The organism is Phenylobacterium sp., from assembly GCF_036963605.1.
Classification (GTDB): domain Bacteria; phylum Pseudomonadota; class Alphaproteobacteria; order Caulobacterales; family Caulobacteraceae; genus Phenylobacterium.
In genome coordinates, this window is record NZ_JBALUY010000047.1 from 1 (window position 1) to 25,744 (window position 25,744).

The following is a 25,744-nucleotide window of genomic DNA, read 5'->3' on the forward strand; positions in this document are numbered from 1 at the left end:
CACCAGCGCCGTCTGGACGGGGTGGAACTGACGGCTGCGGGCTTCCTCAACCTGACACAGGACCATCTCGACTATCACGGCGACATGGCCGCCTATCGGGCCGCCAAGCTGCGGCTGTTCGAAACCCTGTTGCCCCGGGGCGCCACGGCCGTGCTCAACGCCGACTCCGAGGCCTTCCCGGTCTTCGCCGCCGCCGCCATCCAGGTGGGCCAGGCCATTCTGTCGGTAGGCGAGGGCGGCCAGAGCCTGCGTCTCGACCGCCGCGAACTGCAGCCGGACGGCCAGCGGCTGAGCCTGATCCACGACGGCCGGACCTTCGACCTGCGCCTGCCCCTGGCCGGCGCCTTCCAGGCGGCCAACGCCCTGGTCGCCGCCGGTCTCTGCCTGGCGGCCGGCGAAAGCATCGAGACGGTCCTGGCCGCCCTGGAGCGCCTGGAGGGCGCGCCCGGTCGGCTGCAGCGCGTCGGCGGCGGCCCCAGGGGCGGCGAGGCCTATGTGGACTATGCCCATACTCCCGATGGTCTGGAGACGGTGCTCAAGGCCTTGCGCCCGCACACCCGCGGCCGACTGATCGTCGTCCTTGGCGCCGGCGGCGACCGGGACACCGCCAAGCGCCCCCTGATGGGCAGGGCCGCCGCCGAGTTCGCCGACATCGCCATCGTCACCGACGACAATCCCCGCAGCGAAGATCCCGCCGCGATCCGCGCCCAGGTCCGCCAGGGCGCCCCGGACGCTCAGGACATCGGCGATCGTCGGGAAGCCATCGCCGCGGCCGTCGCCCTCATGCGGGATGGCGACGTCCTGGTGGTGGCCGGCAAGGGCCATGAGCAGACCCAGGCCGTCGCCGGAGGCACCCATCATTTCGACGATGTGGCCGTGACCGCCGAGGCCCTGGGGGCCGTCCATGTCTGAAGCCCTCTGGACCGCCAAGGAAATCGCCCAGGCTGTCGGCGGCCAGGTCATCGGCGACGACTTCGCCGTGAGCGGCCTGTCGATCGACAGCCGCTCGGTCGAGCCCGGCGACCTGTTCATCGCCCTGGCCGGCGCCCGGGATGGCCACAGCTTCGTCGCCCAGGCACTGGCCCAAGGCGCCGCCGGCGCCCTGGTGTCGGCGCCGCAGGGCGGACCGGCCGTGGTGGTCAGCGATGTCTTCAAGGCGCTCGAAACCCTGGGCGTCGCAGCACGGGACCGAGCCCCCCAGGCCCGCCGAGGCGCCGTCACCGGCTCGGTCGGCAAGACCAGCGTCACCCAGGCGGTGCGCGTCGGCCTCGCCATCGCCGGCAAGGCGCACTCTTCGGTGAAGTCCTACAACAACCATATCGGCGTGCCGCTCACCCTGGCGCGGATGCCCCGCGACACCGAGCGCGCCGTGTTCGAGATCGGCATGAACCACGCCGACGAGATCACGCCCCTTTCGCAGATGGTGCGCCCCCATGCGGCCCTGATCACCACTGTGGGGCCGGTCCATGTGGAGAACTTCCCCGACGGCGAGGCCGGGGTGGCTCGCGCCAAGGCCGAGATCTTCGATGGCATCGCGCCGGGCGGCGTGGCCATTCTCAACGCCGACAATGTCTGGTTCGACCAGCTACGCAGCGCCGCCCAGGCGGCCGGCGCCCGGGTCCGGACCCTCGGCACGGGCGAGGGCTGTGACGCCCGGCTGACCGCCTTCAATCCGGGGCCGGGCGAGGCCGTGGTGCGCGCGGTGCTAAACGGTCAGGCCCTGGACTTCCCGATCCTGCAGACCGGCTTCCACTGGGGGCTGAACAGCATGGCGGTGCTGCTGATGCTGGAAGCCCTGGACGTGACGCTGGACGACGCCGTCACGGCTTTGGGCGCCTTCGAGCCCCTCGCCGGACGCGGCGCCGAGCGTCAGGTGGCGATTTCCGGCGGCGCTTTCACCCTGATCGACGAGAGCTACAACGCCAATCCGATCTCCATGGCCGCGGCGATTTCCAGCCTGGGGGCGCGCAAGCTCCAGGGGCGGCGGATCGTCGCCCTGACCGACATGCTGGAGCTTGGCGGCGAGGCCGAGGCCTTCCACAGAGCCCTGGCCGCGCCCCTGGAAGCAGCTGACGTGGACCTGGTCTTCTGCGCCGGACCTTTGATGAAATCCCTCTGGGACGCCCTTCCTTCGACTCGTCGGGGCGGGTACGCCGAGAGCGCAGCCCAGATTGGGCCGCAGGTCGTCCGGGCCGTAGAGCCCGGCGACATCGTGATGGTCAAAGGGTCCAACGGTTCCAAAGCGGGTGCGGTCGCCGCCGCCCTCGTCGAGGCTGGCCGTGAGCTGGGGGGGCAGGGCTGATGTTCTATTGGCTCTACACGCAGATGTCGGCTGAGGGGCACGTGCCCCTGCTTAACCTGCTGAAATATCTGACCTTCCGCACCGGCATGGCGCTGTTCACCGCCCAGCTGGTGGTCATGCTCATGGGCTCGCGGTTCATCCGCTGGATGCAGGCCAAGCAGGGCAAGGGCCAGCCGATCCGCGCCGACGGCATCGAACGCCACATCGTCGAGAAGGCCGGCACGCCGACCATGGGCGGGGTGATGATCCTGGCCGGGCTGATCGTCGGCACGCTGCTCTGGGCCGACCTCTCCAACATCTATGTCTGGGTGGTGCTGTTCGTGACCGCCAGCTACGGCGTCCTGGGCTTCACCGACGACTACGCCAAGGTGACCAAGCAGACGACGGCCGGGGTCTCCAGCCGCCTGCGGCTGATCCTCGAAGTGGCCATCGCGCTCGCCGCCGTGGCCATCCTGATCATCTATGGCGGTCGGACGGCGGAGTCGCCGGAACTGCCGACCTCGGTGGCCTTCCCGATCTTCAAGCAGCTGCTGTGGGATATGGGCTGGTTCTACCTGGTGTTCGGCGCCCTGGTGATCGTCGGCGCGGCCAATGCGGTGAACTTCACCGACGGCCTGGACGGCCTGGCCACCGTGCCTGTGATGATCGCCGCCGCAGCCTTCGGCCTGATCGCCTACCTCGTCGGCAACTACCTGTTCTCCAACTACCTGCAGCTCCATTTCGTGCCAGGCGTAGGGGAGGTGGCCGTGCTGTGCGGAGCCATCATCGGCGCCGGGCTGGGCTTCCTCTGGTACAACGCGCCGCCGGCCAAGATCTTCATGGGCGACACCGGTTCGCTCGCCCTGGGCGGCGCGCTCGGCGCCGTGGCGGTGGCCACAAAGCACGAGATCGTCCTGGCCATTGTCGGCGGCCTGTTCGTGCTGGAAACCCTGTCGGTGATGATCCAGGTGGCGTCGTTCAAGCTCACCGGCCGCCGCGTCTTCCGCATGGCGCCGATCCACCACCATTTCGAAAAGCTCGGCTGGTCGGAGTCCACCGTCGTGATCCGGTTCTGGATCGTCGCGGTGATGCTGGCCCTGCTGGGTCTTGCGACCCTGAAGCTGCGATAGGGAGGCTGGCGCGCAAACCATGATCCCGGTCCGCGGTTTCGAAGGCAAGACAGTGGCTGTGTTCGGCCTGGCCCGTACGGGGCTGGCGGCTGCGCGCGCCCTGCAGGCCGGCGGCGCCCAGGTGGCCCTGTGGGACGACCGTCCCGCCGCCCGCGAGGCCGCCCTGGCCGAAGGCTTCGAGCTGACCGATCTGACTTCCGCCGACTGGTGGGGCTTCGCCGCCCTGCTGCTGTCACCGGGCGTGCCCCTGACCCATCCCACGCCGCACTGGACCGTCGAGCGCGCCAAGGCAGCCGGCGTCGAGATTGTCGGCGATATCGAACTCTTCGCCCGGGCCGTGAACGCCGCGCCGGAGCACAAGCGGCCGAAGGTGGTGGCCATTACCGGCACCAACGGCAAGTCCACCACCACGGCGCTCATCGCCCACATCTGCGCCAGCGCCGGCCGCGACACCCGCATGGGCGGCAATATCGGCTATGGCGTGCTCGGCCTCGACGACATGCACGGTGGCGCGGTCTATGTGCTGGAGATGTCGTCCTATCAGCTGGACCTGACCTCGAGCCTGAAGCCCGACGTCTCCCTCCTGCTGAACATCACCCCCGACCATCTGGACCGTCATGGCGGCATGGACGGCTATGTGGCCGCCAAGCGCCGGGTGCTGCTGAACCAGGGCAAGGGCGACACCGCCGTCATCGGGGTGGACGATCCCTACGGCCAGCGCATCTGCACCGAGGTGGTGGCCGCCAACCGCCGGACCATCGTGCCGATCTCGTCCAGCAAGGCCATCGGCCGGGGCGTCTATGTGCTCCAGGGCCTGCTCTATGACGCCACAGGGGAGCGCGCCGTCGAGATCGCCGACCTGCTGCGCGCCCGCTCGCTGCCGGGCCGCCACAACTGGCAGAACGCTGCGGCCGCCTATGCCGCGGCCCGGGGCCTGGGGCTGAGCCCGGAAGAGGCCGCCGAGGGGCTGATGACCTTCCCTGGCCTCGCCCACCGGATGGAGACGGTCGGTCAGGTGGGCCGCGTGCGCTTCGTCAACGACTCCAAGGCCACCAACGCCGACGCCGCCCGCCAGGCCATGTCCAGCTATCCCAAGATTTACTGGATCGCCGGCGGCCAGGCCAAGGCCGGCGGCATCGAGGGCCTGTCCGACCTCTTTCCCCGTATCGAAAAGGCCTATCTGATCGGCGAGGCCTCCCATGCCTTCGCCGACGTCCTGACGGGCAAGGCGCCTGTCGCCGAGTGCGGCACCCTGGAGCGGGCGGTCGAGCGGGCCTATGCCGATGCTGCGGCCTCCGGCCAGGACGCGGTCGTCCTGCTGTCGCCGGCCTGCGCCTCCTTCGACCAGTTCGCCGATTTCGAAGCCCGCGGCGACGCCTTCCGCCAGGCGGTCCAAGGGCTTGAGGCGCCTGTTCAACGGGGAGCCCGGGCGTGAGCGCCGCCGATCCCGCGTCCGATCCCGTCACCCGGCCCAACCAGGCTCACGCCTTCGCCCGCAGCGACCGCTCGGCGCTGGGCGTCTGGTGGTGGACCATCGACCGCTGGCTGCTGGGCGCCGTCGCCCTGCTGATCGGCCTTGGCATTCTCCTGTCGTTTGCGGCCAGTCCGGCGGCGGCGGCGCGGATGAATGTCGGCGACCCCTTCCATTTCGCCATCCGGCAATGCGTGTTCGCGGTGATCGGCTCTGCGGTGCTGGTCGGAACCTCGATGCTCGACATCAAGTCGGTGCGGCGGGCGGCCTTCTTCATCTTCCTCGGCGCGATCCTGCTGATGATCGCCCTGCCGTTCCTGGGACACAACGCCAAGGGCGCCACCCGCTGGGTCCAGTTCGCCGGCTTCACCCTGCAGCCATCGGAATTCATGAAGCCGGCTCTAATCGTGCTGGTGGCTTGGATGTTCTCCGAGGGCCAGAAGGGGCAGGGGGTGCCCGGCGTCAGCATCGCCTTTGGCCTCTACGTCCTGGCCGTGGCGCTGCTGCTGATGCAGCCGGACCTGGGCCAGACCGTGCTGATCACCATCGCCTTCGGGGCGGCCTTCTGGATGGCCGGCGTGCCGCTTTCCTGGGTCATGCTGCTGGCGGGGACAGCGATCGCGGGGCTGTTCAGCACCTATTTCGTCTTTCCCCACGTGGCCGACCGGGTGAACCGGTTCTTCCGCCCTGAGGCCGCCGACACCCACCAGGTGGACCGGGCCGCCGAGGCCATTGCGGCGGGCGGTCTGTTCGGCCGTGGCCCCGGCGAAGGCGTCATGAAGCGTCACGTGCCCGACCTGCACAACGACTTCATCTATTCGGTCGGCGCCGAGGAATACGGCCTGATCTTCAGCCTGATCATCCTGGCGCTTTTCTCGGTGATCGTGATCCGCGGCCTCTACAAGGCGATGAAGCTCAGCAACGCCTTCGAACAGGTGGCCGCGGCGGGCCTGTTCGTGCTGGTGGGCCAGCAGGCGATCATCAATGTGGCGGTGAACCTGAACCTGATCCCCACCAAGGGCATGACGCTGCCCTTCCTGTCCTATGGCGGCTCATCCCTGATCGCCTCGGGCCTCACCCTTGGCCTGGCCCTGGCCCTGACCCGTCGCCGACCGGGGGCCTACGCCCCGTCCGAAGGGCTCGCCAAGGCCGGCGCCTTCGCCTAAACGCAAAGCCATGCGCAAGATCGCCGTGGTCGCCGCCGGGGGAACCGGAGGCCATCTCTTTCCCGCCCAGGCGCTCGCAGAGACGCTGATCGCCCGCGGCTGGCGGGTGGTGCTGGCCTCGGACGAGCGCGTCGCCGCCTTCGCCGAGAGTTTTCCCGCCGAGCAGCGGATCGGCCTGTCGGCCCGCACCTTCAAGTCCGGCGACCCCATTGGCATGGCCCAGGCCGGCCTGGCCATCATCCAGGGGGTGATGCAGGCCCGCACCGCCTTCCGACGCCTCGATCCTGCCGTCGTGGTGGGCTTCGGCGGCTATCCCTCCGTGCCGGGCCTGCTGGCCGGGATCACCCAGGGCCGACCGACCGTAATCCACGAACAGAACGCCGTCATGGGCCGGGCCAATCGGCGCCTGGCCAGCCATGTGACCGCCGTCGCCTGCGCCTTCCCAAGCCTGCAGAAGGCCCCGCCCCAGGTGGCGGCGAAGGCCGTGGTGGTGGGCAATCCGGTGCGCCAGGAAATCCGCGACCTGGCCGACAAGCCATATCTTCCACCTGAAGACGTCGGCACCCTGCGCCTGCTGGTCACCGGCGGCAGCCAGGGCGCGCGCCTGCTCTCGGAACTGATGCCCGAGGCGATCCGTGCGTTGCCCGAGGACCTCCGGGTGCGCCTGCGGGTCCAGCAGCAGACCCGCAAGGAGTCCATGGACGGCGCCCGGCGCATCTATGCCGACGCCATGGTCGAGGCCGAGATCGCGCCCTTCTTCCGCGACATGGCCACCCGCCTGCGCCAGGCCCACCTGGTGGTCGGCCGCGCCGGGGCCGGCACGGTGTGCGAGTTCGCCATCGCCGGACGGCCCTCGATCCTGGTGCCCCTGGCCATCGCGCTGGACGACGACCAGGGCCAGAACGCCCAGGTCATGGCCGATGCCGGCGGCGCGGTGATCGCCCGCGAAAATCAGCTGACCGTCGACTCCATGGCCAACGCCCTGGAAAAGCTGCTGACCAACCCCGAGCGCCTCGCCCGCATGTCGGCCGGCGCCCGCTCCATCGCCAAGCCGGACGCCGCCGAGCGCCTGGCCGACCTGGTCGAACAGACCGCCGCCCAGGGCCGATAGGCCCGTTCCTCAAGCCATAGGCCCCGCCGCCCCATGAACCGCCGACGCCCCGTCCCCTTCGAACTCGGCCCCGTCCACTTCATCGGGATCGGCGGCATCGGCATGAGCGGCATCGCCGAGATCATGCTGCGCATCGGCTATACAGTGCAGGGCTCGGACTCCAAGGCCAGCGCCAACACCGAGCGGCTGGAAAAGCTGGGGGCCAAGATCTTCATCGGCCACGAGGGCGGGCAGGTCGAAGGCGCCTCGGCGGTGGTCTATTCCACGGCGGTCAAGCAGGACAATCCGGAGATGCAGGCCGCCCGGGAACGGCGCCTGCCGCTCGTCCGTCGGGCCGAGATGCTGGCCGAGCTGATGCGGCTGCAGTTCTCGGTCGCCGTCGGCGGCACGCACGGCAAGACCACCACCACCTCGATGATCGCCTCCCTGCTGGACGCCGGCGGCCTGGACCCCACCGTGGTCAATGGCGGGATCATCAACGCCTATGGCACCAACGCCAAGGTGGGCGAGGGCGACTGGATCGTCGTCGAGGCCGACGAGAGCGATGGCACCTTCCTGAAGCTGAAGTCGACGGTCGCGGTGGTGACCAATATCGACCCTGAGCACCTGGACCACTACGGCGACTTCGAAGCGGTCAAGAAGGCTTTCCAGGACTTCATCGAGAACATCCCCTTTTACGGTTTCGCCGCGGTCTGCACCGACCATCCAGAGGTGCTGGCCCTGACCTCCCGGGTCGAGAACCGCCGGCTGGTGACCTATGGGGTCAATCCCCAGGCCGAGGTCCGCGCCGAGAAGATCTCCATGGGCCCCGACGGCGCCCATTTCGACGTGGTGATCCGGCCCCTGCAGGGCGAGCCGATCCGCATGGACAACCTGCACATGCCCATGGCCGGCATGCACAATGTGCTGAACGCCCTGGCCGCCGTGGCCGTGGCCCGCGAGCTGTCGGTGGACGCCGAGGCGATCCGCGCCGGCCTCACCGGCTTTGGCGGGGTCAAGCGCCGCTTCACCACCACTGGGACGTCGGGCGGCGTGCGGGTGATCGACGACTATGGCCACCATCCCGTCGAGATCAGCTCGGTGCTGAAGGCGGCGCGGGCGGTGACCAACGGGCGAGTGCTGGCGGTAGTCCAGCCCCACCGCTATTCGCGGCTCAAGGACCTGTTCGAGGACTTCTGCGCCTGCTTCAGCGACGCCGATGTGGTGATCGTGGCCGACGTCTATGCGGCGGGCGAAGCGCCGCTGGACGGCGCCAGCCGCGAGGCCCTGGTGGACGGCCTGCGCCGCTATGGCCATCGCCGCGCCCTGCCGCTTTCCGGCCCGGAAGACCTGGCGCGCCTGGTGCTGCAGGAGGCCAAGGACGGCGATCTCGTGGTGTGCCTGGGCGCCGGCGACATCACGACCTGGGCCTATGCCCTGCCGGGCGAGCTCGACGCCCTGCGCGCGAAGGCCACATGAACTGGCGCGAACGCCTGCCGGCGGCCCGCGGCAAGCTTCTGCGGGACGAGCCCCTGGCCCCCTTCACCTGGTTCCGGGTGGGCGGCCGCGCCGATGTGCTGTTCCTGCCGGCCGACGCCGATGACCTGGCGAGCTTCCTGCGCGCCCTCGACCCAGCAGTGCCCGTCACAGTCCTGGGGGTCGGCTCCAATGTCATCGTCCGCGACGGCGGCATCGAGGGCGTGGTGGTGCGCCTGGCCGGCAAGGCCTTTGGCCAGATCGCGGTCGAGGGGCTGAAGGTCACCGCCGGCGCTGCGGCGCTCGACGCCATGGTCGCCCGCGCTGCCGCCAAGGCCGGCGTTGCGGGCCTGGAATTCTATGCCGGCATCCCGGGCTCCATCGGCGGCGCCCTGACCATGAACGCCGGCTGCTATGGCGCGGAGACCAAGGACGTGCTGGTCTCCGCCTGGGGGATTGACCGCACCGGCGCCCGCCGGGACTTCGCGCTGGCCGACTTCGGCTACACCTATCGCCACAGCCAGGCGCCCGCCGACATCATCTGGACCCAGGCGGTCTATCAGGGCCAGGCCGACGACCCGGCCGCCATCACCGCCCGTATCGACGAGATCACCGCCCGGCGTGAGACCACCCAGCCGATCCGCGAAAAGACCGGCGGCTCCACCTTCAAGAACCCGCCCGGCCATTCGGCCTGGAAGCTGGTGGACGAGGCCGGCTGGCGCGGCAAGCCGCACGGCGGCGCCATGTTCTCCCCCCTGCATTCCAACTTCATGATCAACACCGGCGAGGCCACGGCGGAGGATCTGGAGGGCCTGGGCGAAGCCGTCCGCGCCGATGTGGCGGACAAGCTGGGCGTGTCCCTCGACTGGGAAATCAAGCGCGTCGGGCGGCCTGGCTGATGGCACAAAGGGCCGCCAAGTAGTAAATTATCCCGGAATTTTTCCGGATAGACTACGTCTAAGACTATCGTATTGGCCATACTATATGGTGCCACATGAAGCGCCAAAATCGCCTTCCCCATATTAGTCTGAGTAGAACAGCCTGCGCGACAAGAAGTAATGCAAGCGTGAGAAGGAAAATGGGGGTGCCATATTTTTCTGCTGAACTTATGGCTGGGATAAAAACAATCGCCAGAAACATGCCTGAGGCGACGCTCAGAGCGATCCGGGGGATGACGGGTTTTTCGGTCATTCACCCTCTCCGTGTGAATTAAAATTCGTCGATCTAAATCTGCTCGAAATACTGGGTCGGTTACTTCGGGCCGAGGGCTTCGACATCTGCATTTGTGAGGCCAAGTTCCTGGCTCATCTCAGCCAGCGCTGTGCCGAGACGCACCCGGTTCGCCGGCCATACGGCAGCCTCTAGGATCACGCGCATCTCAGCCTCGCTGCTGCGCCCATACTGAGCCGCCCGCACCATCAGGGCGCGATGGGCCTCATCAGACAGATTGCGAAGGATGACGGCGGCCACACTGTCTCCAGCTCAAAGTGATAGCATTGATGGCAAAATACAGATTATTCCATCGCCGCTGAAGGGGGCCGCGTCAGAGCTTCGACATCTGTGATTGGCGCCCGTAGGGTTGGGCGTGCAAACAGAACCACTCGCCATCAGTCATCCCCGGGTGCGGACCTGGCTGGCAATCCGCGAGCCGCTTGAGCGACAGTTGTCTCCGCTCGGACGAGCGGCCATGCAGACTCTGGCGCTTGCCGGAGGTGAACGCGTCCTGGATGTCGGTTGCGGGGTTGGGAAGACCCCCGCAGAGCTGGCGCTGGCCGTCGGACCGTTCGGGTCGGTCGTGGGATTGGAGCTTCTGCCCGCCGCCGTCGAGGCGGCGGAGCGGACAGAGGGCCTGCCGGCCAATGTCTCTTTCGAATGCGGCGACGCACAGACATTCCCGCTCGACCCAGGCGCATTCGATGCGATCTTCTCCCGGTTTGGGATGATGTTCTTCGCCAAGCCGGCGGACGCCCTGAGCAATCTGAGGCAGGCGTTGCGTCCTAGGGGGCGGATGAGTTTCGTTTGCTGGAGGGCGCTGTCGGAGAATGAACTCGATAGCTTCCCGCTAGACGCCGCCGCGCCGTATCTACCGGATGAGCTTGTGACCCAGGCCCCGAAGGCCGCCCCGTTCTCGTTCTCCGATCCCGACCACCTATTGAACCTCATGCAGGCGGCCGGCTTCGGAGCGATCAGGATCGATGCTCACGACGAGCTTGTCAGGAGTGGAGACCTGGCTTCCATGGTCGAGGTCTGTTCTCGCGGCGGCGCGCTTGGCGCCATCCTGCGGGAGCATTCCCATCTTGTCCCGGACGCAACGTTGGCGCTGAGGGATGCACTCTCTGCGCGGGACGGGCCGGGCGGTCCCGGCCTACGCGCCTCAACCTGGGTCATTTCTGCCCAGATCGACTGAGCGGTCATCTGTTTCGGTCGGCTTTTGCAGCGAAGCCGTCGGCGACGTTTTCTATCCACCCGCAGACCTCGGCGACTGCGGACGGGGCGAGCGTTTCGGTTATGGCGCCATACTCTGAAGGCGCGCCAGTGACTGCCGTCTGCAAGAAGTGGTTCAGCCCCTTTAGCTCCAGGACTGTCGCCTGGGGATGGTCCGCCAAACGGGCGCGGATGCGCGGGGCGTGGCTGGACGGCGGCGTTTGAAGGTCACGCTCGGCGAACACCACCAGTGTCGGGCAGGTGAGGCGCGCCATCGCGGCAGTGGGGTCGTAGGCCAGCCAGTGTCTTCGCCACCGCCACGCGACGAGGGCCGTGCGGGCCGCGACCTTTTCCGCCATGTAGAGCCCGTCATCGACAGCGGCTTCAAGCACCCTGCGGACGCGCACCATGGTCTCGTTCAAACCTGCGCCGGCCCGCTCGATGGCGAACAGCCGAAGGTACATATCGACCACTTCCATTTCTCTGACGGGTTCGCCGCCGACGGCTCTGACGGCCAGAAAGAGGTCGGTGGGCATGGTCTCCCCGTCGCGGGCGCCGGTGGGGGTCATCGCCACGCAGAAGGCGATATCGGGGTCGGCGGCCGCCACGTCCGCAGCGACATGGCCTCCTTCGCTATGCCCCATGAGGCCGATGCTGTGGGGATCTATGTCTGGCTGCAGGCGTAGCCAGGCGACCGCGCATGCAAGATCTTGAACGAGGTCCGCGGTGGTCGTCTCCAGGAACTCCCCGCCAGACGCGCCTGCTCCGCGCTTGTCGAACCGCAGGGTGGCGAAGCCACGGCGCGTCAGTTCATCGGCCCATATGGCCAAGGGCTTGTGTCCGGCCGTCGTCTGATCGCGGTCTGTCTGCCCATACCAGCTGTTGAGGATAACCGCGCCGCGGAGCATTCCATGCGGTCGGCTCAGGGTCCCAGCCCGCGGTGTCCCGTCAGCGCCTTCGAACACGACCTCCTCTGATGTGTAGGGGAAGGGACCCTGAGGGGTCTGGGGGCGCAGGCCGCGGGGCGGTGGGGCGGGGGCGTCAGGTTGAAAGCTGATGGGATATCGCGCGGCCAGGTGTCGGCAGAAGCCTGTAAGGCGCGTACCGGTCGCGTCCTGCCTCAGTTCGAGCGCAATTTCGGCCTGGGGTGCGGCGAAGGCCACACGGCCCTGCTCATGCCGAACGGGAACGGTGATTTCCCCAAAAGCCTTCGTCTGTAAATGGGCGACCTGCGCCTCCCGATCCAGATGAAAGGCGAGGCGCATCCTCACGATGCCTGTGTCGAGTTCGCCGTGCCACGGGCCTTGCTGCTTCATGGTCAGGACTTTCGATCCATGGCTCGGCGAGGACAAAGCACGATAGCTTGGCTTGCCCAGGCGCCGCAGACCTGCAAACCTCTTCCTACGCTCGACGTGGCATCCGTCGCACCTAGTCTCCCGAAAGCCGCTTCTGCATGAAGTAGCGTGGGAATATTGGCGATGGGCCGTCCAACTGCCCAAAAACCTCAAATCCGAGCCGCTCATAGAAAGGCCGCGCCTGGAAGGCGTAGGTGTCTAACCACATATGGCGGCAGGCCAGCCGTAGGGCTTCGTCCTCAGCCTGTTTCATCAGCGCTCGGCCGAGACCCTGTCCGCGAGCGTCCTGTGGCACGACCACGAGGCCAATATAGAAGGACCCCCAAAGCGCCAGCGCCCACAAGCCCCCAGCGACCGTGGGGTCACCGTCGTTGGTCAATGTTAGGGCGAATGCCACACCCTCCGCATGGGGGGCCTGGGTCTTGTTGAACGCGAGCAGAGGCGCCCAGATGGGCATGTAGGCCGCGCCGGGATCGGCGGCGACTGAGATCGTGTACGTCATGGTTTTTCCAGTCTGAAGTGGTGCCGTAATTGCGGGCAAACACCGGCCAGCCGCAGGCGGGACCTGCGGCGCTAGGCTCACCCGGAGAGCCGACTTCAGACTGCGACGAAACCGATCATGTGCTGAGCTTAGTTGGGAGGCAGTGGATATCAACAGCCAACAAGGCGTACGCCCAATGTACCCGTTTACATCGTAAGCTAACACTGTTTAGATTGCCCCTCCAAAGGGATGGGGTGAGCCATGCGCGGGATCTTTGCGAGGGCGTTTCTGGGGTTGGGTCTGGCGGGGTTTCTCGCCGCCTGCGGGGGCGCTGATCCTGAGGCGGCCACCGCGCCCTTGCCGGCGGTGGAGGCGGTCGCGGTGCGCGATCCCAGCGGGGCGTCGCAGATCACCGCCACCGGCGCCCTGGCCCGCCAACGGGAGGCGCAGCTGTCGTTCCGCGTGCCCGGGGTCATCACAGAACTCACCGTGGACGAGGGCGACACCGTCCGGGCCGGTCAGGTCATTGCGCGCCTGGACCCCACGACGGTGGAGGCCGGCCGCCAGCGGGCCCAGGTGGAGCTCGACCGCGCCCGCCGGGACCTGGAACGGGATCAGGCCCTGTTCGACAAGGGCTTTGTCAGCCGCCAGCGGATCGATGACCGCAAGAGCGCGCTCGCCGCCGCCGAGGCGGCCTATGCGTCGGCGGCCTTCGACCGCCGCTGGGCGACCTTGACCGCGCCGGCCGCCGGCGTCGTGCTGTCGCGGACCATGGCCGCGGGGCAGGTGGTCCAGGCCGGCCAGGCGGTGGTCACGGTCGCCGACGCCGGCTCCCCCCTGGTGTTGCGCGCGCCGGTGCCCGACAGCCAGGCGAGCCGCATCGCCATGGGCGCGGCGGCCGAGGTGCGGGTAGGCGAGCAGACCCTGCCGGGCCGGGTCATCCTGATCGGCGGCGAGAGCGGGGCGTCCACCGGCACGGTGGATGTGGAGATCGAGATCGCCGCGGCGCCCGGGCTGCGCAGCGGCCAGGTGGCTACGGCCTCCATCGCTGGCGCCTCCAGCCTGGGCGGCGCGGCGGGCTATTCCCGGGCGCCGGCCGAGGCGATCCAGGAGGCCGACAATGGCCGGGCCTTCGTTCTGCGCCTGGACAATGGCGTGGCTCGGCGCACGGCGGTGGAGTTTGGCGGCTTTGATGGCGACGACGCCCTGATCCGCGGCCTGCCCCAGGGCGCGCGGGTGATCACCGCCGGCGGCGGCTTCGTCGGCGACGGCGACAAGGTGCAGGTGGTCGATCCCACGGCCCTGGTGGCCGAGGCCCAGAACGCCCAGAGCGCGGCCTCCAAGAGCGCGCCCCCCAAAGGCGCGGCCCAATGAACTTCGATCCCGCCGGCTTCGCCGTCCGCAGGTGGCAGTTCACCCTGGTCGCCTTCGCCCTTCTGACCGTGCTGGGGCTCAACGCCTTTTCCAGCATCCCGCGGTCTGAGGACCCGCATTTCCCCATCCCGATCATGATCGTCCGCGCCGTCCTGCCCGGCGCCGAGCCCACGGAGATGGAGCAGCTGATCGCCGACCCGCTGGAGGACGCCCTCGACGGCCTCGACGATGTGGGGGAGATTCGCTCCACCAGCCAGGACGGCTCGGCCGTGGTCCAGGTGGAGTTCGACTGGAGCGTCGATACCGACCGCAAATATGACGAGGTGGTGCGCGAGGTGAACGCCCTGCGCCCGACCCTGCCTGACGGCATAGCCCTGCTGGAGGTCCGCCGGGCGCGCACCACCGAGGTGGCCGTGGTGCAGGTGGCCCTGGTCAGCGAGCACCTGCCCATGCGCCGCCTGGAAAAGGTGGCTGAGCGCCTGCGCGAGCGGCTGGCGCGGGCGCCGGGCGTGCGGCAGGCCGAGTACTGGGGCGCGCCGCCGTCCGAGGTTCAGGTGGCCCTGGATCTGCCCAGGCTGGCCGCTCTGCAGTTGCCGGCAACCGCCGTGGCTGACGCCCTGGCCGCCGCCGGCGCCGAAGCGCCCATCGGCGCGGTGCATGCGGGCGACCGCCGTTTCAACGTCAAGGCCGGCGGCGCCTTCCGCGACCTGGACGCCATCCGCCAGACGCCGGTGCGCTCGGTGGACGGCCAGGTGGTCCGCGTCCAGGACGTGGCCCAGGTGGACTGGTCCCAGGCCGAGGCCACCCACCTGGCGCGGTTCAACGGCGCGCGCGCCCTGTTCGTCACCGTCAAGCAGAAGGACGGCGCCGATGTCGCCAAGCTGACCGCAGGCGTCAACGCCGCTCTGGACGAGTTCGAGAAGACCCTGCCGTCGGGGGTGAAGCTGGAGCGCGGCTTCCAGCAGGCGGAGAATGTGAAGCACCGGCTCAACCGCCTGTTCCGCGACTTCGGCTTGGCGCTCACCCTGGTGCTCATCACCCTGCTGCCCCTGGGCTTCCGGGCCGGCGTCGTGGTGATGATGTCCATCCCGCTGTCGCTGCTGATCGGCCTGTCGGTGATGCAGGGGCTGGGCTTCACCCTGAACCAGCTGGCCATCGCCGGCTTTGTGCTTAGCCTCGGCCTGCTGGTGGATGACTCCATCGTGGTGACCGAGAATATTGCGCGGCGCCTGCGGGCTGGCGAGGATCGCACGACGGCCGCCATCAATGGCACGCGGCAAATCTCCATGGCCGTGCTCGGTTGTACGGCGACCCTGATGCTGGCCTTCCTGCCCCTGATGTTCCTGCCGGAAGGGGCGGGCGCCTATATCCGCTCCCTGCCCGTGGCGGTGCTGACCACGGTGGGCGCCTCGCTCCTGGTTTCGCTGACCGTCATCCCGTTCCTGGCCAGTCGCATCCTGTCGCGGCATGAGGACCCGGAGGGCAATGCGATCCTGCGGACGATCAACGGCGCGATCCACCGCTTCTACACGCCCATTCTGCACCGCGCCCTGGCGCGGCCCTGGGCGGCGCTGGCGATCATCCTGGCCATCTGCGCCACCACCATCCCGATGCTCGGCGCCATCGGCTCATCCCTGTTCCCGCCCGCCGAGACGCCGCAGTTCCTCGTGCGGATCGAAACCCAGCAGGGGACCTCGATGGCCAAGACCAATGAGGTCCTGCGCTATGTGGAGGCCCGGCTGGCCCAGGAAGAGGCGGTGGTCTGGCGGGCGGCCAATCTGGGCCGCGGCAATCCGCAGATCTTCTACAATGTGAACCAGGCCGAACCGCAGCCAAACTACGCCGAGGTCTACGCCTCCCTGGGCGCCTGGGAGCCTGGCGAAAGCCCAGAGCTGCTGGACGGCCTGCGGCGGGACTTCGACCTCTATCCCGGCGCCCGGATCCGGGTGATCGTGTTCGAGAACGGGCCGCCCATCGAGGCGCCCATCGCCGTGCGCCTGCAGGGCCAGAACCTTGATGTTCTCAAGGCGCTGGCCGCCCAGACCGAGGCGGTGCTGAAGGCGACGCCGGGCGCCCGCGATGTCGCCAACCCCATGCGCCTCGACCGGACCGACCTCGACCTCGGCCTGGACGAGGCCAAGGCCGCGGCGCTGGGCGTGCCCGCCGGGGCTGGGCGGCGCATCGCCCGCCTGGCGCTGTCGGGGGAGTCTGTCGCCCGCTATCGCGACGCCGACGGGGACGACTACGCCGTCAATGTCCGCCTGCCCATGGAGGGCCGCAATGAGCTGGCGGCCCTGGACAGTATCTATCTGCCGACCACCACGGGTCAGAACGTCCCCATGGCGGCGGTGGCGACACCCGCGCTCACCTCTAGTCCCGCGCGGATCGACCGGGTGGACCGCCTGCGGACGGTCACCATCACAGCCTATGTCAGCACCGGCTATCTGACCTCCAAGGTGACCTCGGACGCACAGGCGCGGCTGGACGATGCGATCGTCCTGCCGCCGGGCTACGGCCTGTCCCTGGGCGGCCAGGCCGAGGCGCAGTCGGAGAGCTTTGCCGGCCTGGGCGCAGCGGTGATGATCGCCATCTTCGGCATCCTCGCCGTGCTCGTCCTGGAGTTCGGCAAGTTCAAGACCGCCCTGGTGGTGGCCGGGATCATCCCGCTCGGCCTGTTTGGCGCGGTGGCCGCCCTCTGGCTGACCGGCAACTCCATGTCCTTCACCGCCACCATCGGCATGATCGCCCTGATCGGCATTGAGATCAAAAACTCCATCCTGCTGGTGGACTTCACAGAGCAGCTTAGGCGCACCGGGGTACCCCTGCGCGCGGCCATCGAGCGGGCGGGCGAGGTGCGCTTCCTGCCGGTTCTGCTGACCTCGGTCACGGCCATCGCCGGGCTCACGCCGCTGGCCCTGGAAGGCTCAGGCCTCTACTCGCCCCTGGCCATCGCCATCATGGGCGGGCTGGTCACCTCGACCTTCCTGTCGCGGGTCGCCACGCCGGTCATGTACTGGCTGCTGTCGCGGGGCGAGCGGGAGCCGGAGGCGGCGTCGGACGCCGTTCTGACCGCCCCGTCACCGGTGGTCTGAGGAGGCGAGGGCGCTTGACGCGCCGGCCCTGGCCGCCGAAGGGGGAGGCCTGGACCTTCCGCAATAAGAGACGCCCATGGCCTTTTCCGTCGCCGGTAAACATGTCGCTGTCCTGCTGGGCGGCCTCTCGCCCGAGCGGGAGGTCAGCCTGGTTTCCGGCGCGGCCTGCGCTGACGCCCTGGAGCGCCTGGGCGCCCGGGTGACCCGCCTGGACGCCGGCCGCGATGTGGCCCAGCGCCTGGCTGACCTGAAGCCCGACGTCTGCTTCAACGCCCTGCACGGCGAGTGGGGCGAGGATGGCTGCGTCCAGGGCGTGCTCGAAACCCTGGGCCTGCCCTACACCCACTCCGGCGTCCTGGCCTCGGCGCTGGCCATGGACAAGGCCAAGGCCAAGGCCGTGCTGGCTGCCGCCGGCGTCACGGTGCCGGGCGGCGGGCTGTTCAACCGGTTCGAGGCCGCCGCAGACCACGTCATGGCGCCGCCCTATGTGGTCAAGCCCAACGCCCAGGGCTCGTCCGTCGGGGTCTTCCTGGTTTTCGAGGGCGCGAATCGGCCGCCGCAGGAACTGGTGGCGCCCGGCTGGACCTTCGGCGAGGAGGTTATGATCGAGCCCTATATCCGCGGAAAAGAGCTCGCCTGCGGCGTTATGGCCGGCAAGGCGATGACGGTGACGGACATCGTGCCCAGGACGGGCTTCTACGACTATGAGGCCAAGTACGGGGAGGGCGGCTCAGACCACGTGATCCCGGCGCAGATTCCGCCCCATGTCTTTGAAAAAGCGATGGAACTGAGCGAGCGCGCGCACGCGGCGCTAGGTTGTCGCGGGGTGACCCGCTCGGACCTTCGTTATGACGACATTAACGACATTCTGGTCCTCTTGGAGGTCAATACCCAGCCCGGCATGACGCCGACCTCGCTCGTGCCAGAGCAGGCGGCCAAGCTCGGGGTGGATTTCGACCAACTGGTGCATTGGATTACGGAGGACGCCTATGCCCGCGGCATTGCGGGGGGGAGCGCAGACTAAGGCGAAGCCCCGGGCCAAAGCGCCCTCCAGTCCCCGAAAGACCCGCGGCGTGTCCAAGGCTCAGGCGGCATATGCGCCGGGCAAGCTGGGCGCGGCCCGTGGCCTTGGCCTGTCCCCCGGACACGCTCTGATCGCCGCCGGCGGCGTGCTGGTCCTGACGCTGGTCGTCGCCCTGTCCACGGGCGACCGAGCGGAGAAGATCAGCCAGGGAACCCAAGCCGCCCTTGGCCGCCAGTTCGCCAGCCTGGGCTTCCGCCTCAACGCCGTCCATGTCCAGGGCGCCTCGCCGGCCGCCACCGCCGACATTCTGACCGCGGCGGGCGTCTACAAGGATCAGCCGGTGCTGGGCCTGGACCTCGACGCCCTGCGCGCCCGGGTCGAGGCCGTGGGCTGGGTCGAGGAGGCGCAGGTCGTGCGGCTGTTGCCCGACACCCTGATCATCGCCATTTCCGAACGCCAGCAACTGGCTGTCTGGCAGCACGACGGCGCCAGCCGGGTCATCGACGCCGAGGGTCAGGTCATTCCCGAGGCCAATCCCCTGCGGTCGGCCAATCTTCCCCTCGTGGTCGGCCAGGGCGCCGATCAGCATGCCGCAGCCATCCTGCCGCGGATCGCGGCCCGTCCCCGGCTGATGAGCCGGGTGGAGGCCCTGGTGCGGGTCGATGACCGGCGCTGGGATCTGCGGCTCAAGGACGGATCTCTCGTTCAACTTCCGGCGGTCGACGAAGAAGCGGCCCTGATTCAGCTGGAACAACTCGACCAGCGCTCCCGGATACTCGAGTTGGGATTTGCACGGATCGACCTGCGCGATCCGACGATGGTGGCGGTGCGACCGCGCGACCAGGTCCGCTCCGGCGGATTGGTCGCCGACGGCGCCTAAGGTGGTGGAAGGAAGAACCGTGCCGTTCGGGACCAAAACGGTCGAAAAAAACAGCAGCCGCGACAGCCTGAAGGCCGCCCTGGGGCGTCAGCCCCTGGTGGCGGCCGTCGATCTGGGCGCCTCCAAGGTCTCCTGCTTCATCATGAAGCCGGAAGGCGTGCGCCGGGCTGACCGGACGCTGACCGCGGCAGGGGTGGGCTATGTCCAGTCCCGGGGCATCCGCGGCGGCGCCATCGTCAATCTGGACGAGGCCTCCGACGCCATCGCCCAGGCCGTGGAGCGGGCCGAGAATGTGGCCGGCGTCAACGTCCAGGGCGTGACCGTGGCCATGGCCGGCGGCCAGCTCAAGAGCCATCGCATTTCCGGCCGCGTCTCCCTCGGCGCCCGGCCGATCTCCGACCATGATCTGGTCCGCGCCATCCACGCGGCTCTGGCGCAGGTCAAGCTGCCCGACCGTCGCGCGGCCCACATCCTGCCCATCGCCTGGCGGGTGGACGGCCAGAGCGGCGTGCGCGACCCCCGCGCCATGTTCGGCCGCAGCCTGGCGGTGGAGCTGCTGGTGGTCTCGGTGAGCGAGACGGCCTTCCAGACCCTGGGCGCCTGCGTCGAGCGGGCGCACCTGCAGTTCGAAGGCGTCGTCGCCGCGCCCTTCGCCTCGGCCCTGGCGGCCCTGGAGGAGGACGAGATGGACCTCGGCGCCGTGTGCATCGACATGGGCGGCGGTTCGACCTCCGCGGCGGTGTTCACCGCCGGCAGTCTGGTGCATGTGGAGACCCTGCCGGTGGGCGGCCAGCATGTGACCGCCGACATCGCCCGCGGGCTTTCGACCTCCATGGCCGGCGCCGAACGCATCAAGACCCTGCACGGATCGGCCATCGCCTCGGCCAATGAGGACCGCGAGATGATCGAGGCTCCGCCCCGGGGCGATGATCTTGGCGCAGGCCCGGTGATCGCGCCCCGCTCCCTGCTCAAGGGCATCATCGCGCCGCGGGTGGAAGAAACCCTGGAGCTGCTCCGCGACCGCCTCAAGGCGTCGGGCGCGCCGGTGGAGGCCGGGGCCAGCCTGGTGCTGACCGGCGGCGCCAGCCAACTGGCCGGCGTCCGCGAGGTCGCCGTGCGTGTGTTCGACCGCCCCGTGCGCCTGGGCCGTCCGCGACGGGTGCCGCATCTGGCTGACGCCGCATCAGGTCCCGCCTTCTGCGCCGCGGCCGGGGTGCTGCACCGGGCCGCCTTTGGCCCCCGTGAGGCGGTGTCGGCGAAAAACGCCTCTGGCGCCCGCAATCGGCGTGAAAGTCTTGATCCCCGGGCCAATCCCGTGACCAAGGCTGCAGCCTGGCTTCGGGAAAACCTTTAGGGTCAAGACTAGATTCGCAGCGGTCAAGGTTAGGCGCGGCGGTGGAGTCTTGGCTATTGCATGCGCCACGCCGTCGCAGTCCCGCGGCGGCGTGGTCGCCGTCCATGGCCAGAATTTGGCCTTAAGCCTTATTCCACAACCAAAAAATGCAGGCTGTGGAGGTCGACGGACCTCCGACTCAATGTAAGCGGTTTACGTTCGATTAAGGATGATGGTCGCTTAGTTAACCGCATCCCAATCGGAGCGCCTCGCGGGCGGGTCGCGTGCGCTTCAACAGATTTGCGGAGGACACAGGGTCCTATGGCTATTGCACTGACGGCGCCGCGCGAGACCGAGCTGAAGCCGCGTATTGTGGTGTTCGGAGTCGGCGGCGCTGGCGGAAACGCCGTGAACAACATGATCGAGGCGCACCTCGAGGGCGTGGAGTTTGTGGTCGCCAACACCGACGCGCAGCAGTTGGCCTTCTCCAAGACCGACCGCCGCATCCAGCTGGGCGCCACCGTGACGCAGGGGCTGGGCGCCGGCGCCCACCCCGAGGTCGGCATGAGCGCCGCTGAGGAATCCATTCCCGAGATCGGCGAGCACCTCGACGGCGCGCACATGATCTTCATCACGGCGGGCATGGGCGGCGGCACCGGCACCGGGGCCGCCCCGATCATCGCCAAATGCGCCCGCGAGCGCGGCATCCTGACCGTCGGCGTGGTGACCAAGCCCTTCCATTTCGAGGGCCGCCACCGCATGCGTCTGGCCGACTCCGGCATCGCCGAGCTGCAGCGCTATGTGGACACCCTGATCGTCATCCCGAACCAGAACCTGTTCCGGGTGGCCAACGAGCGCACCACCTTCTCCGAAGCCTTCGGCATGGCCGACCAGGTGCTGCATTCGGGCGTCCGTTCCATCACCGACCTGATGGTGCTGCCCGGTCTGATCAACCTCGACTTCGCCGACGTCCGCACGGTCATGACCGAGATGGGTAAGGCGATGATGGGCACCGGCGAAGCCTCCGGCGACGACCGCGCCCTGATGGCCGCCCAGAACGCCATCCAGAACCCGCTGCTGGACGAGGTTTCGCTCAAGGGCGCCAAGGCTGTGCTGGTCAATGTGACCGGCGGCCTGGACATGACGCTGCTGGAGGTCGACGAGGCCGCCAACGCCATCTCCGAGCAGGTGGACCCCGAGGCCAACATCATCTTCGGCGCGGCCTTCGACCCGTCCCTCGACGGCATGATCCGCGTGTCGGTGGTGGCCACGGGCATGGACGGCGCCTCCATCGCCGCCATCGAGCCCAAGATCGAGACCCGCCGCGCGCCGCCCGCGCCCGCGGCCCGTCAGTCCGAGCCCGTGCGCCAGGCCGAACCCGTTCGCCAGCCCGAGGCGGTTCGCCAGCCGGCGCCTCAGCCGACCTATGAGCCGCGGCCTGCGCCGGCCGCCTATGCGCCCGAGCCAGCGCCCCGCGCGCCGGAGCCCGCGCCCCAGGCCTTTTCGCCGCCGCCCCAGGCGCGCGCGCCGGAGCCCCAGCCCCAGGCCCGCGCCTATGAGGACGAGGCCGAACAGGCGGACCTCTATGCGCGCCCGGAGCCGGCCCCGGCCCAGCGCCCGATCACCCGCATCGTCGACCCTATGGCGGCCGAGGAGGGCGATGAGCCCCTGTTCGCCGACAACAGCTTCGCCGATGATCGCCGGCAGAAGAGCGGCTTTCTGAGCCTGTTTGGTGGTCGCCCCCGCTACGACGCCCCGGCGCCGACGCCGACACCCGCGCCCACCAGCCGTCAGGCGCCCGCCAGCCGCGGCGGCGCTCAGCCGGCCGAGGCCGCCGATCCCGATCGTGACGCGGGCGAAGATCTTGAGATTCCGTCCTTCCTGCGTCGCCTGGCCAACTAGCCAGCTATCCCATCGCACACCACCGTCAGACGGCCGGTTCCTCGCAGAGCCGGCCGTCTTTCATTGAGCGCCCCGGGCTCGGCGAGGCCAACCTAAGCGTCGGATTCAGAACAGGATTCACCTGGATCTTAAGGCGAAACATTCGGAAACAGGACTTGTCTTGCGGCGCCGCAGCACAGGAACTATCCGGTTCGTGGGGCCATTCGCGGTTGTTGAGCCGCCCGTACAAGTCTGGTCAGGAAGGTTTCAGTTCGTGTCCGCAGCCATCGCCCATTCCGCTCACGCGCTCCAGCACACGGTGCTGGGTCCGGCGATCTTCGCCGGCGTCGGCGTGCATACCGGCGCTCATGTCCGCGTGGCGGTCCGCCCTGCGCCGATCGACACGGGCATCGTGTTTGTCCGCACCGACATCGCCGACCAGGACAACCGCATCACGGCTTCGGCCGAGGCCGTCTGCAAGACCCAGCTGGGCACTGTCATCGGCAATGCCGCCGGCGTCACGGTCTCGACCATCGAGCATCTGATGGCGGCCTTCGCGACCCTGGGCGTAGACAACGCCGTAGTCGAGCTGGACGGTCCGGAAATGCCGATCATGGACGGCTCCTCCGAACCCTTCGTCCAGATTCTCGATCAGGCCGGCCGCCGCCAGCAGGAAGCGCCCCGCCGCTATATCGAGATCCTGGCGCCCATCGAGGTGATCGACGGCGACAAGAGCGCCCGGCTGCTGCCCTGCGACCGGTTCGAAGTGGCCTTCGAGATCGTCTTTGATTCGCCGGTCATCGGTCGCCAGGCGGTTGATCTGGCGATGGACGAGGCCGCCTTCCGTACGGAACTCGCCAATTGCCGGACCTTCGGCTTCGCCCATGAGGTCGAGGCCCTGCGCGCCATGGGCCTGGCCCGCGGCGGCTCGCTGGAGAACGCGGTGGTCATCGAGGGCGACCGGATTCTCAATCCCGAAGGCCTGCGCCGCCCCGACGAATTCGTGCGCCACAAGGCCCTGGACGCCATCGGCGACCTCTATGTGCTGGGCGCGCCGATCCTCGGCCGTTTCGAAGGTCGCCTCGCGGGCCATGGGATCAACAACCAACTCGTCCGCGCCCTGACCGAACGGCCGGACGCCTGGCGCATCCGCACCTTCGCCCCGGAGCTGGCCCTGGCGGTCTGACCTTCCGTTTGCGCCGTCGCCCGCGTGGTGTAGAAGCGGTGGCTCGCGGCGCGGGGGCGCGCTTGGTCCTTTTGAGGTGAAGGTGTCTCTGCTTCACAATTCCCTTCGGGGTCCTGCCGTTGCGACGGTTCTCGCCGCCCTGGCCCTTACGGCCTGCGCCGGACGCGAAGAACGGCCCCGGCTGGCCTATGAGGAGCGGCCGGTCGAGCTGCTCTACAACACCGGCGCCAATCGGCTGGACCGCGGCCTGTGGAACCAGGCGGTGGACTATTTCGCCGAGGTGGAGCGTCAGCACCCCTATTCGGTCTGGGCCCGCCGCTCGATCCTGATGACCGCCTATGCGCAGTATCAGGCCAACGACTACGCCGAGGCCATCTCCAGCGCCGACCGCTTCCTGTCGCAGGCGCCGGGCAATCCGGCCGCGGTCTACGCCTATTACCTCAAGGCCATCTGCTACTTCGAACAGATCGTCGATGTGGGCCGCGACCAGGCGGCCACCGGCCAGGCGCTGAACGCCCTGCGCGAGGTGGTGCAGCGCTATCCAGACAGCGAATACGCCAAGGACGCCCGTCTGAAGATCGACATGGTCAACGACCAGCTGGCCGGTAAGGAAATGACGGTCGGCCGCTACTATCTGCGCAACGGCGACACCCTGGCAGGCATCGGCCGGTTCAACACGGTGATCGAGCGTTACGAGACCACCAGCCATACGCCTGAGGCCCTCTATCGCCTGGTCGAGGCCTATCTGACCCTTGGCCTCAACGAAGAAGCCAAGCGCAACGGCGCGGTGCTCGGCTTCAACTATCCCGGCACGGTCTGGTATCGCGACGCCTATGACCTGCTGACCCGACGAGGGCTTCGCCCAGCCAATGCGCCCGCAGCCTCCGAAGGTCGGGGCCTGTGGTCGCGGCTCCCCTTCATCGGCGGCGACGAGTCCGAGGATCTGGAGCGCGACAAGGACGCCACCCTGCGCCCGCCGGAAAGCCAATAGAACCTAAGGCGAACGAACGGGCTTTCGCCCGCGGTGATTCCAGGCAATCTTGCACCCCATGCTGATCGGACTGTGGATCCGCGACGTGGTGTTGATCGAGGCGCTCGACCTACCCATCGGGCCGGGGCTCACCGCCCTGACCGGGGAGACGGGGGCGGGCAAGTCGATCATCCTCGACGCCCTGGGCTTGGCCACCGGCGCGCGGGCCGAGGCGGCCCTGGTGCGCCAGGGCGCGAGCCTGGCCCAGGCCACGGCCCTGTTCGCCCCGGCGCCAGACCACCCGGCCTGGGCGCTCTTGGACGAGAAGGGCCTTGGCTACGATCCCAGCGAAGATCTCGTCCTGCGCCGCACGGTCAATGCCGATGGCCGCAGCCGCGCCTTCGTCAATGACCAGGCCACCAGCGTCGGCGTCCTTCGGGAGCTGGGCGCGCTGCTGATGGAGGTCCATGGCCAGCACGAGACCGTCGGCCTGCTCGACACACGCACCCATCGCGGCCTGTTGGACGCCTTTGGCCAGCTTGGCGGCCCCCTGGCCGAGGTAGGGGGGCTATGGAAAGCCTGGCGGACCGCCCAGGCCCACCGGGACGACCTCGCCGCCACCGCCGACCAGGCCGCCGCGGAGATGGAGGAGCTGAACCCCCGCCTCGCCGAACTCGACCGCCTCGAACCCCGGGAAGGGGAGGAGGCAGATCTCGCCGAATGCCGCGCCATGCTGGGCGCCGCCGAAAAGGCGCTGACCGACATCGCCTCGGCTCGGGAGGCCTTCGATGGCCTCTCCCCCCGCATGGCCCAGGCCGTCCGCGCCCTGGACCGCGCCCGGGAACGGGCCGTCCACGCCGGCGCGGCTGAAACCGGCCCCACGGTGACGCGGCTGGCGGCCGCCACCAGCGCCATCGACCGCGCCCTGGTGGAGGCGCAGGAGGCCGAGGCGGCCATCGACGGCGCCGCCGAGGCCTTCGACTTCGACCCCGACCGCCTGGAAAAGACCGAGGAGCGGCTGTTCGAACTGCGCGGCATGGCCCGGAAGCTCAATGTCAGCGTCGAGGAGCTCCCCATCCTGCGTGTCGGCTTCGTCGAGCGGCTGCGGGCGGCCGAGACCTCGGGCGAGG

The 25,744-nt window shown here is 68.7% G+C and carries 21 protein-coding genes; 18 read left to right on the top strand and 3 right to left on the bottom strand.

All coding sequences use genetic code 11. The annotated features are described in order from the left end of the window. The 8 genes from V7702_RS10385 to murB all read left to right on the top strand — a co-directional run. The coding region (locus tag V7702_RS10385) for a Mur ligase family protein (protein ID WP_335650040.1) at positions 1 to 912 on the top strand (912 nt) is incomplete at its 5' end. After that, positions 905 to 2,302, top strand: a complete 1,398-nt coding sequence (locus V7702_RS10390) for a UDP-N-acetylmuramoyl-tripeptide--D-alanyl-D-alanine ligase (RefSeq protein WP_335650041.1) — start codon at positions 905 to 907, stop codon at positions 2,300 to 2,302. The genes V7702_RS10385 and V7702_RS10390, both read left to right, overlap by 8 nt. Further along, a complete protein-coding gene (gene mraY, locus V7702_RS10395) occupies positions 2,302 to 3,411 on the top strand; it encodes a phospho-N-acetylmuramoyl-pentapeptide-transferase (protein ID WP_300572989.1) in 1,110 nt (369 codons plus the stop codon). The genes V7702_RS10390 and mraY overlap by 1 nt, the downstream gene beginning before the upstream one ends. Positions 3,412 to 3,430: 19 nt before the next feature. Continuing rightward, positions 3,431 to 4,846 (top strand): UDP-N-acetylmuramoyl-L-alanine--D-glutamate ligase, encoded by a 1,416-nt coding sequence (gene murD / locus V7702_RS10400; RefSeq protein WP_335650042.1) that lies wholly within the window; start codon positions 3,431 to 3,433, stop codon positions 4,844 to 4,846. Next, entirely contained in the window at positions 4,843 to 6,048 is a 1,206-nt protein-coding gene (gene ftsW, locus V7702_RS10405) for a putative lipid II flippase FtsW (protein ID WP_335650043.1), read from the top strand. The genes murD and ftsW overlap by 4 nt, the downstream gene beginning before the upstream one ends. Before the next feature lie 10 nt (positions 6,049 to 6,058). Continuing rightward, on the top strand, positions 6,059 to 7,159 hold the full coding sequence (murG, locus tag V7702_RS10410; protein ID WP_335650044.1) for an undecaprenyldiphospho-muramoylpentapeptide beta-N-acetylglucosaminyltransferase: 1,101 nt from the start codon (positions 6,059 to 6,061) through the stop codon (positions 7,157 to 7,159). 33 nt (positions 7,160 to 7,192) lie between these two features. Continuing rightward, the gene (gene murC / locus V7702_RS10415; RefSeq protein WP_335650045.1) at positions 7,193 to 8,617 is read left to right on the top strand and encodes a UDP-N-acetylmuramate--L-alanine ligase; all 1,425 of its coding nucleotides are present in this window, start codon (positions 7,193 to 7,195) and stop codon (positions 8,615 to 8,617) included. Then, entirely contained in the window at positions 8,614 to 9,513 is a 900-nt protein-coding gene (gene murB, locus V7702_RS10420; RefSeq protein ID WP_335650046.1) for a UDP-N-acetylmuramate dehydrogenase, read from the top strand. Before murC ends, murB begins: the two co-directional genes overlap by 4 nt. A 352-nt stretch (positions 9,514 to 9,865) precedes the next feature. Here the strand turns inward: murB and V7702_RS10425 are convergent, their stop codons facing one another. Beyond that, complete coding sequence (locus V7702_RS10425) at positions 9,866 to 10,084, bottom strand: FitA-like ribbon-helix-helix domain-containing protein (RefSeq protein WP_335650047.1); 219 nt, start codon at positions 10,082 to 10,084, stop codon at positions 9,866 to 9,868. A 217-nt stretch (positions 10,085 to 10,301) separates the two neighbouring features. Here V7702_RS10425 and V7702_RS10430 point away from each other — a divergent pair, with 217 nt between their 5' ends. Beyond that, complete coding sequence (locus tag V7702_RS10430; protein ID WP_335650048.1) at positions 10,302 to 11,021, top strand: class I SAM-dependent methyltransferase; 720 nt, start codon at positions 10,302 to 10,304, stop codon at positions 11,019 to 11,021. A gap of 4 nt (positions 11,022 to 11,025) precedes the next feature. Here V7702_RS10430 and V7702_RS10435 read toward each other — a convergent pair whose 3' ends face one another. Both V7702_RS10435 and V7702_RS10440 read right to left on the bottom strand, forming a co-directional pair. Continuing rightward, positions 11,026 to 12,354, bottom strand: coding sequence for an alpha/beta hydrolase family protein (locus tag V7702_RS10435; protein WP_335650049.1), 1,329 nt, complete (start codon positions 12,352 to 12,354; stop codon positions 11,026 to 11,028). Between the two features lie 112 nt (positions 12,355 to 12,466). Continuing rightward, positions 12,467 to 12,895 (bottom strand): GNAT family N-acetyltransferase, encoded by a 429-nt coding sequence (locus tag V7702_RS10440; protein WP_335650050.1) that lies wholly within the window; start codon positions 12,893 to 12,895, stop codon positions 12,467 to 12,469. A gap of 240 nt (positions 12,896 to 13,135) precedes the next feature. Between V7702_RS10440 and V7702_RS10445 the strand changes: the two genes are divergently transcribed. From V7702_RS10445 to V7702_RS10485, 9 genes are all read left to right on the top strand, one after another. After that, on the top strand, positions 13,136 to 14,248 hold the full coding sequence (locus tag V7702_RS10445) for an efflux RND transporter periplasmic adaptor subunit (RefSeq protein ID WP_335650051.1): 1,113 nt from the start codon (positions 13,136 to 13,138) through the stop codon (positions 14,246 to 14,248). Then, positions 14,245 to 17,340, top strand: coding sequence for an efflux RND transporter permease subunit (locus V7702_RS10450; RefSeq protein ID WP_335650052.1), 3,096 nt, complete (start codon positions 14,245 to 14,247; stop codon positions 17,338 to 17,340). Before V7702_RS10445 ends, V7702_RS10450 begins: the two co-directional genes overlap by 4 nt. Positions 17,341 to 17,416: 76 nt before the next feature. Further along, positions 17,417 to 18,364 carry a D-alanine--D-alanine ligase gene (locus V7702_RS10455; RefSeq protein WP_335650053.1) on the top strand — a complete coding sequence of 316 codons (948 nt, stop codon included), beginning with the start codon at positions 17,417 to 17,419 and terminating at the stop codon, positions 18,362 to 18,364. Continuing rightward, entirely contained in the window at positions 18,330 to 19,244 is a 915-nt protein-coding gene (locus tag V7702_RS10460) for a cell division protein FtsQ/DivIB (RefSeq protein WP_335650054.1), read from the top strand. Before V7702_RS10455 ends, V7702_RS10460 begins: the two co-directional genes overlap by 35 nt. 19 nt (positions 19,245 to 19,263) lie before the next feature. After that, positions 19,264 to 20,598, top strand: coding sequence for a cell division protein FtsA (gene ftsA / locus V7702_RS10465; RefSeq protein WP_335650055.1), 1,335 nt, complete (start codon positions 19,264 to 19,266; stop codon positions 20,596 to 20,598). 300 nt (positions 20,599 to 20,898) lie between these two features. Continuing rightward, on the top strand, positions 20,899 to 22,479 hold the full coding sequence (gene ftsZ, locus V7702_RS10470; RefSeq protein WP_335650056.1) for a cell division protein FtsZ: 1,581 nt from the start codon (positions 20,899 to 20,901) through the stop codon (positions 22,477 to 22,479). A 265-nt stretch (positions 22,480 to 22,744) separates the two neighbouring features. Beyond that, the gene (lpxC, locus tag V7702_RS10475; protein WP_335650059.1) at positions 22,745 to 23,644 is read left to right on the top strand and encodes a UDP-3-O-acyl-N-acetylglucosamine deacetylase; all 900 of its coding nucleotides are present in this window, start codon (positions 22,745 to 22,747) and stop codon (positions 23,642 to 23,644) included. A gap of 82 nt (positions 23,645 to 23,726) precedes the next feature. Beyond that, positions 23,727 to 24,635, top strand: coding sequence for an outer membrane protein assembly factor BamD (locus V7702_RS10480; protein ID WP_442958412.1), 909 nt, complete (start codon positions 23,727 to 23,729; stop codon positions 24,633 to 24,635). A gap of 58 nt (positions 24,636 to 24,693) precedes the next feature. Beyond that, a partial coding sequence (locus V7702_RS10485; protein WP_335650058.1) for an AAA family ATPase occupies positions 24,694 to 25,744 on the top strand: 1,051 nt, incomplete at its 3' end.